The organism is Megasphaera sp. AF13-6AC, from assembly GCF_027685385.1.
In the GTDB taxonomy this organism is placed as follows: domain Bacteria; phylum Bacillota; class Negativicutes; order Veillonellales; family Megasphaeraceae; genus Megasphaera; species Megasphaera micronuciformis.
On sequence record NZ_JAQCUN010000303.1, the window covers coordinates 1 to 667 of the forward strand.

The window sequence follows — 667 nt, forward strand, 5'->3', positions numbered from 1 at the left end:
CGTCCTACTTGGAAAAAATCAAACAACTGGCTGCTCCGGGTCGAAACTTGCAACAAGGTAAGTTTACGGAAGACGAACTCGGTGCCGGTGTGAACGGTGCCAATGCTGAAGGAGCAGGTGCCGACGGTACGGATATGGGAGAAGGCGGCGACGAATCCATCGATACGCTGCAATTATCCGTTCGAGCATCGAACTGCTTGAAGCGTGCCAATATTTACACCATTAAAGAACTGATTTCTCATACGAAGTCGGATTTGGGTAAGATTCGCAATCTCGGCAGCAAGTCTGTTGAAGAAATTATTGAAAAACTCAGCCAGTTCGGCTATAAATTAAAAGAAGAAGAATAACGAGGAGGATGAACGATGGCTTATAGAAAGTTGGGACGCGACAGCTCTGCACGTAAAGCATTATTGCGTGGCATTGTTACCTCTTTATTCCAGCATGAACGCATTGAAACGACGGAAGCTAAGGCAAAAGAACTTCGCAAAGTTGCGGATAAAATGTTGACCCTTGCTAAACGCGGCGATTTGCACGCACGCCGTCAGGTAATGGCATACATGATGGATGAAGATGTAGTAAAGAAACTCTTTGATGAAGTGGCTCCGAAATACAAGGATCGCCAGGGCGGCTATACGCGTATCATCAAAGCCGGTGTCCGCCAAGGCGA

Annotated in this window: 2 protein-coding genes; both read left to right on the plus strand. The window is 47.1% G+C overall.

Annotated elements, in window-relative coordinates; translation table 11 throughout:
* The coding region (locus tag PGX78_RS09020; RefSeq protein WP_333524051.1) for a DNA-directed RNA polymerase subunit alpha C-terminal domain-containing protein at positions 1-347 on the plus strand (347 nt) is incomplete at its 5' end.
* Between the two features lie 15 nt (positions 348-362).
* A partial coding sequence (gene rplQ, locus PGX78_RS09025) for a 50S ribosomal protein L17 (RefSeq protein WP_270446629.1) occupies positions 363-667 on the plus strand: 305 nt, incomplete at its 3' end.